The following is a 6,788-nucleotide window of genomic DNA, read 5'->3' on the forward strand; positions in this document are numbered from 1 at the left end:
CTGGTATTCCCGAGGGAGGAAAAATTGAAACATCTCGCACTTATCGCCGTGCTCGGCATAGCCGTGTCGGCCAAGGCGCTGTCGCCGGTCCATGCGGAACCCGTTGCATCCAGCGCAAATCTCACGCCCGTGGGCGCTGAACGCATGGGCAATGCGGAGGGCACGATCCCGGAATGGACGGGCGGCATTTCCGCGCCGCCTGCGGGCTGGAAGCACGGCGATTCACGTCCCGATCCTTATGGCGATGAAAAGCCGCTCTTCGTCATCGACGCGAACAATGCGGATGCACATGCCGCGAAGCTCAGCGCCGGACAACTCGCCATACTGAAGCGCTATGACGGCTACACAATGCCGGTCTATCCTTCGCACCGTTCCTGCGCCTATCCAGGTAGCGTCTATGAAGCGACGAAGGCCAATACCGGCGTTGCCAGGATAGACGAAGACGGCAAGCTTCTCGCAGGCAAGGGCGGGTTCCTCTTCCCGGAGCCGCAGACCGGCGCCGAGGCCGTGTGGAATCATCTCATCCGCTATCAGGGTGTCGGCTCTACCGGCCGCCTCATCACGGCCTCTCCGAAAAAGAACAGCGGCAACTTCTCCATCGGGCTTCTGGAGCGCACCAGCTATTCGCGCTTTCACGATCCCGAACGCGCCAGCTTCGCGGCGATGGAAAATGTCGGCGGCGAACAGATCACCGAGATTCTCAGTCCGAACCAGATCGCGGGCTCGCTCATGCTGATCCGCGAGGCCGTGAATGGCGACCGCGAGACATGGCGTTACATGCCGGGTCAGCGCCGTGTCCGCCGTCTGCCGGACTTCCGTTACGACAATCCGATCACCGAACTCGACGGGCTGATCGTTGCGGACCAGGCCAACATGTTCAACGGTCAGCTCGACCGCTACGACTGGACGCTGCACGGCAAGCAGGAACTCTATATCGCCTATAACGACTGGAAGCTGAACGACAAGTCGGTCTCCTACGCGCATATCCTGCAGCCGCGTTTCCCCGCGCGCGACGTCATGCGCTACGAGCTGCATCGCGTCTGGAAGACGGAAGGCACGCTCAGGGCAGGGCTCCGCCATCTTTATAATCGCCGCGTCTTCTACAGCGATGAGGACAGCTGGATCATCGCCGCCACCGAACTCTATGACGGGCGCGGCGAGCTCTGGCGCGTTCAGGAAGGCCCCATCGGCGTGATCTGGGAACTTCCCGCCTGCATCAACCGGGTCCAGTTCCATTTCGATCTCAATGCCGACCGCTATGTGGCCGCCCAGCTTCGCAACGAAGAACGGCCCTACGACTATCTGGCCGGGCAGGAGGGCCGGATCGACAAGACGGTGTTCATGCCCGATTACCTCCGGCTGGCCGGCCGGCGGTAAGGCTTCGTGACTCCCTCCCTGCGAGTCCCTCCTCGCATGGACCTTGGGGCCCGCCCGTCCCCTCGAGCGGGCCCCCTTTTTGCCGCCGGGTGAGAGACAGGACGGGCCTCAATTGCGTATACAGGATTGGCTATAATAAAAGAGTGGATCGCTTGCCCCGGAGCGGGGGCCGCTTAACCCGGAGAGCTTTCCTTGAAAAAAGGCCAGACGAAGAAACCCGCTGCGGCCAAGGCTGTCAAAACGGCAGCCCGCGGGGGTGACAAGGAAGCGGCTCATCATCTTCCTTCCGTGCAGGAAATTTGCGACGAGATCGTGAAGCTCATCGAGGAGGATGTTTTCTCGCCCGGCGAGCGTCTGCGGGAGCAGGATCTGGCGGATCGCTTCGGCGTTACACGCGGCCGGGTCCGCGAAGTCCTGCACAGCCTTGAGGCCCGTGGCTTCATCGTCATCGAGCGCATGAAGGGCGCCGCCGTCGCGCGGCATGACAAGCGCGAATTCAAGGCGATTGCGCAGGTTCGCGCCCGGCTTGTTTCTCTCGCGGCCTTACGTGCCGCCGAAGATTCGACGAAGCCTGAGCGCGACGAGATCGTGAAGCTCGCGAAGGATCTCGTCGCCAAGGGGCCGGACATGAGTGCGCAGGATTTCCGTCTGGCGACGATCCGCCTCGTCTTCGCCATTTGCGATGCCGCGCATAGCGGCTTCCTGAGGCGAATCATCGACGATGTCCACCGCATGCCGACAAGCGGCAGGGCCTTGCGCAATCTCATCGTCGCGGACCGTGATCGCCGCGTCTATGCGGGCAAGAAGTGGAAATCCGTCGCCGAGGCCATTGCCAAGGGCGATGGGGCCAAGGCTTCGGCCTTGGTGGACGAGATTTATGCGAGCGGTCTCAGTGCGATGGAACAGCTCATCGAAGCCTCGGGAAGCTGAGCGGCGTTTCTCCTTTCCGGGCTCCTTCCGTTTTTCTTCCTTACCCCTCCCCGAAAAATTCTTCGCGGGCCCGAATTTCCCATCCTCCCCCGGAGGGGAGGATGGGGCAGGAATTTGGGCCGCCTGTTCTCACCCGGCCGTCAGCCAGCTTTCCTTCATCGCATCGCAGAGAGCGTCGAGCCCGGCCGTGCCGCTGGCGGCGTTCAGCGTCTCCGCATGGGCGGGGATGGCGTTCGCGGCTTGCCGCATCAGCGCGCGGGCCTGCGCCTCGAAACTTTCCGCCGCGTCCCGGTCTTCTGCTTCTTCGCCCGTCCTTTCCATGAGGGCGGCCGCGCATACCGCGTCCCGCGCGAGGAGCGCGGGCCGGTCTGGCATGAAGACCGCGATACCGCCCGTCAGTTCTCCTTCCTTTTCGTGAAAGGCGAGGCCAGCCAGCACCGAACGCACGGGCGATTGCGGAATGACGAGTGCGCCGTTCGGCGCCACTTCCGTTACCGCCACGGAATCGCCCGTGTTCTCCGCATACCAGAGGACCTTGCCCGTCTCGCGATCGAGCCGCGCGCCGCCGCGCCGCAGAGGCAGGAAGCCCGGCCGTTCCGCCGCCGGACGTGTCGCGACGCCGAGACCGGCCTGCGCATAGATGCCGTTCACCGTAATCGCGGCGGTCAGCAGATTTTTCTGCGCCAGCGGAAACGAAGCGTCGTACATGTCGAAATCCGCTTCCCAGGCAATGCGGGCACTGCCGCCCTCATCCACGAATTTCAGCAGCGAGACGGCGGTGATGACATAGACCTCGTTATTGTCGAGGGCGACGCTCGGCGAAGCGACGATTTGCGCGCCTGCTTCGGCGGACCAGAGCTTTTTGCAATCCGCATCATAGGCGATGAGGTGCCTCTCGCCATCGGCGATATAGATGCGCTGTCCATCGGCGCGCAGGCCGGGGGTCGAAGCGCTGCCGCCATTGAAGTATGCCGAGCAGCCGACGGCCAGGCTCAGCGCACCGCTTGCCCCGTCGCGCTCGATGTCGATGCCATAGAGGGCGCCATATTCCGAAAGTCCGTCCGTTTCGCCGTCTGCGTCGTCCGGTGCGGTGGCGCTCAGCCATAGCCGCCCTGTTTCCGGGTCGATCGAGTGATAATTCGCAATGTTGATGCCGTCGCCCTGCACGACGCGAAGCACGCGCTCCACCACGTCGTCGCCGATCTGATAGCCGAGGGCGCGCGACAGACCGTCCGTCAATTGATGTGTGAGTTGGGGCGGCATGTCGACATCGCGCACGGGGGAGGGCGCGCCGGGCACGTGAAGCGGTGTTTCCGTCAGCAGTTTCCCGGTCTTCCTGTCGAAGGCCACGAGTTCGCCCTTGCCGCTCACGCCCATGATGATGTCGAGTTGTTCGTTGTAGCTCGGTCCCCACATCAGGCCGACGCTGCCCTCGCTTTCGTCGAGCTCAAGGCCTGTCGCGCTCCGCCACAGGATCTGTCCGTCCGCGGCGACGGCCATCGCCTCCTCATAACTGGTCTGGTAGATCGTCTCACCGCCCCTGCCGTCGGGCAGGATGATCGGTACGCCGCCTGCGGGCAGGGGGCCGCTCGCACCGATGCGCCAGCGTTCCGCGCCGGTTGCGATATCGTAGGCAACGAGAAAGGTCCGGTCCTTCGAGGCGTTCGGGCTCGCATAGATGGTGCTGTCGCGGCCGAAGGAAATCGCGGTGAAATAGAGTTCGTCCGGGGCAATGATCTTCGCGGGACCGAAGGTCGGCGCACCTGCGAGAATTGTTTCATCCGAGTTGCGTCCGTCGCCATGCCTTTGCCGCCATGTCCCGGCATCCTCCATGCGTGTCTCCGCGGGGGAGGTGTGGCGATTGCCGTGCGGCGTCCAGGTGCTCACCTCCGGCAGCGGCAGTTGGCGCGGTTCGGGTATCTCTCCCATGATCATGTTGGCAATGAGTACGGGCACGATATGTGTCGTTCGGTAAGCATGGATGCTCAATGCGGCGACAAGCATGACCCCGAGGCCGAGGCCGAGGCCGATCTTTCCTCTGTTCTTCATCTTCTCTCCGCTGGCGCGCCCGCAGATTTCCCGCGGCGCCATTTTGTTTTCAATATTGTATACAATATAGGAGAGGCAGAGAGGCGGCAAGGGACAGGGGGCGCGTCCCGGCCGGTGGTCAGCCGGGCCGTTCCTCCGCAAGCTGCCCGGAAACCGGGGATATGTTTTTTGGCGCCGGATGTGCCGGGCGGCCGATGGGGTACCTGTTTATGCCCGGGGCGGGGACAAGACGGATGCCGCCACCGCCGCGCCGGGGAAGTGGCGATGGAGGACCGATCGGCTGTGCATTCCGGCGTATCTCCGCGGGAGCGCATTTGCGTGCGAAATCCGTTTGTGACGGTTTGATGACGTTTCGATGACAGTGCCCCGGAAAGGGCCGCTTTATCCCCGGAAAGGCGGAGCGGAAAAGCAGAAGGGCCGGGCGCTTTTCAGCGGCCCGGCCCTTTCCTGTTGCGCAGGCTGGAGGATCAGTTCGCGTCCGCGATCCCGCCCGTATCGACCTTCGCCTGGGCCACCTTCGTCGCAAGCGGGGCTTCCGCCATCCGGGTCGACATGGTGCCGCGCAGTTCCTTGAAAGCGGTGAGCTGCTTGCCTTCGAGCTTGCGGCCGGTCGGCACCTTGAGTGCGAGCGGGTTCATCTTCTTGCCGTTCCTGTGCACTTCGTAATGCAGGTGCGGGCCTGTGGAGCGTCCCGTCGTGCCGACATAGGCGACGACCTGACCCTGACGCACACGCGTTCCAGCCTTGATGCCGCGCGCGAAACCGTTCAGATGCGCGTAAGCCGTTTCGTATCCATTCGCATGGCGGATCGACACATAGTTGCCGAAGCTGCCGAAGCGGTTGGCGCGTGTGATCGTGCCGTCGCCCGCCGCGTAAACCGGCGTGCCGCGCGGCGCGGCGAAGTCAACGCCCGCATGCATTTTCGAGTAGCCGAGGATCGGGTGGCGGCGCAGGCCGTAGGTCGAGCTGATGCGCGCGCCGTCGATCGGCGTTTTCATCAGGAACTTTTTCATGCTCTGGCCGTTTTCATCGAAGTAGTCCCACTGGCCATCATTGCTCGGGTCGAAGCGCCAGAGCTTGTGGGATTTACCGCCGACCGTAAGCGCGGCATAGAGCACATCGCCTTCCTTCACGGGGCGGTTCTGTTCGTTGAACTTGCGGCTGAAATAGACTTCGAACTTGTCGCCCGGCTGAATCTCGCGCTGGAAGTCGACGCTGTAGGAGTACATCCTGATCAATTCAATGATGATCGGGGCGGGTACGCCTGCCTGTTCGCCATCCAGAAAAAGCGAATTGTTGATTGTGCCGGCGGCGCGAACGAAGCCTTCCGTGAACTCGTGCTTGATTTCCTGGCTGTCGAAACTGCCATCTTCATTGCGCTTCACTTCGATCGTGCGCTCGATGTCGGGCTCGAGTGCAAGCGTGGTGAGGTATTTCGCAGATGTGCCGCTTTCGCCTTCAGCTATGGCGCCGTCCGGCGCTTCCATGAAGGTGAGGGAGATCGCCTGTCCGGCGCGCAGCTTGCGCGGGCTGTAATAGGAGGTCATGGCGGCAACCGCATGATAGGCATCGATCCGGTCGACGCCTGCGTCCTGCAGTACTTCCATCAGCGTTTCGCCGCTTGCGAGTTCGACCGTCGTCTCGACGGGCTGCGGTGCGGCGGGAATGCTTGCGGCTTCTGCGGCCAGGGTCTCTTCCGTAAGCGGATCGAACAGACCGGGATCGGCGAGCGATGCGGTCTGGAGGTCTTGTGTGGCGCCGCTCGCATCGACCGCATCCGCCGCGGCAAATGTCGCCGCCTTTTCAGTGGCCGGATTGTTTTCCGTCTCGCCGGTTGCGGCCGGGGTCGCGGTCATTGCGGCCGCCATCATCGCGGAGCTGTCGCTTTCGGGTGTGCCGTTCGCGTTCCAGGCGATCACGCGCGGTGCGCGGTCCGCCGTCAGCGAGGCCGATGCAACACCTTCATAAGGCGCAACAAGAGAGGCAACGCCGGCGCCGACCAGCGCGAGCGACATCGTTCCGAGTACGGCAGATGCCGCAATCCAGCGCGACTGCCCGAGCGCAAGCCGGCTCGCGGACGAATAGAGTTTCAAGGATTGCTGGGCGTTGCGCTGCGCGCGCTGCCAGAAGGTCTCGGCGCCCGACGCATCCCCGCTATCGGTACCGTTGGTCTTTTCGTCTTTCACGTGGGTCCCCGTGTCGTACAACTCGCTGCCCCCCGGCACGATTCCAGATAACCTTTTCCGGCACTTACCCGAAAAACCTAAGATATCAGTCTCGTTTAGCTGCGTTACTGGCGGATTGCCCCACCGCCGAAACAAACTGTAATTCAGTGTGAAAAGACGATGCCCCGAGGGCACCTTCCCTGTCAACGTGGAGACTGTTCCAAAGCCAGTATATTCACCAGTTATGAAGGTTTAGTACGCCTCTTT

General features: G+C 62.8%; 4 protein-coding genes. 2 read left to right on the top strand and 2 right to left on the bottom strand.

The features are described 5' to 3' along the window. Positions 1–24: 24 nt before the first annotated feature. Together ABJO61_RS11160 and ABJO61_RS11165 are read left to right on the top strand one after the other, a co-directional pair. Positions 25–1,377, top strand: a complete 1,353-nt coding sequence (locus ABJO61_RS11160; RefSeq protein ID WP_348328572.1) for a DUF1329 domain-containing protein — start codon at positions 25–27, stop codon at positions 1,375–1,377. Positions 1,378–1,569: 192 nt separating this feature from the next. Continuing rightward, positions 1,570–2,307, top strand: coding sequence for a GntR family transcriptional regulator (locus ABJO61_RS11165; RefSeq protein WP_348328575.1), 738 nt, complete (start codon positions 1,570–1,572; stop codon positions 2,305–2,307). A 129-nt stretch (positions 2,308–2,436) separates the two neighbouring features. Here the strand turns inward: ABJO61_RS11165 and ABJO61_RS11170 are convergent, their stop codons facing one another. Further along, a complete protein-coding gene (locus ABJO61_RS11170; RefSeq protein WP_348323799.1) occupies positions 2,437–4,356 on the bottom strand; it encodes a PQQ-binding-like beta-propeller repeat protein in 1,920 nt (639 codons plus the stop codon). Between the two features lie 467 nt (positions 4,357–4,823). After that, positions 4,824–6,542, bottom strand: a complete 1,719-nt coding sequence (locus tag ABJO61_RS11175; RefSeq protein WP_348323801.1) for a peptidoglycan DD-metalloendopeptidase family protein — start codon at positions 6,540–6,542, stop codon at positions 4,824–4,826. Between the last annotated feature and the right edge of the window lie 246 nt (positions 6,543–6,788).

The organism is Parvibaculum sp., from assembly GCF_039973015.1.
GTDB lineage: Bacteria > Pseudomonadota > Alphaproteobacteria > Parvibaculales > Parvibaculaceae > Parvibaculum.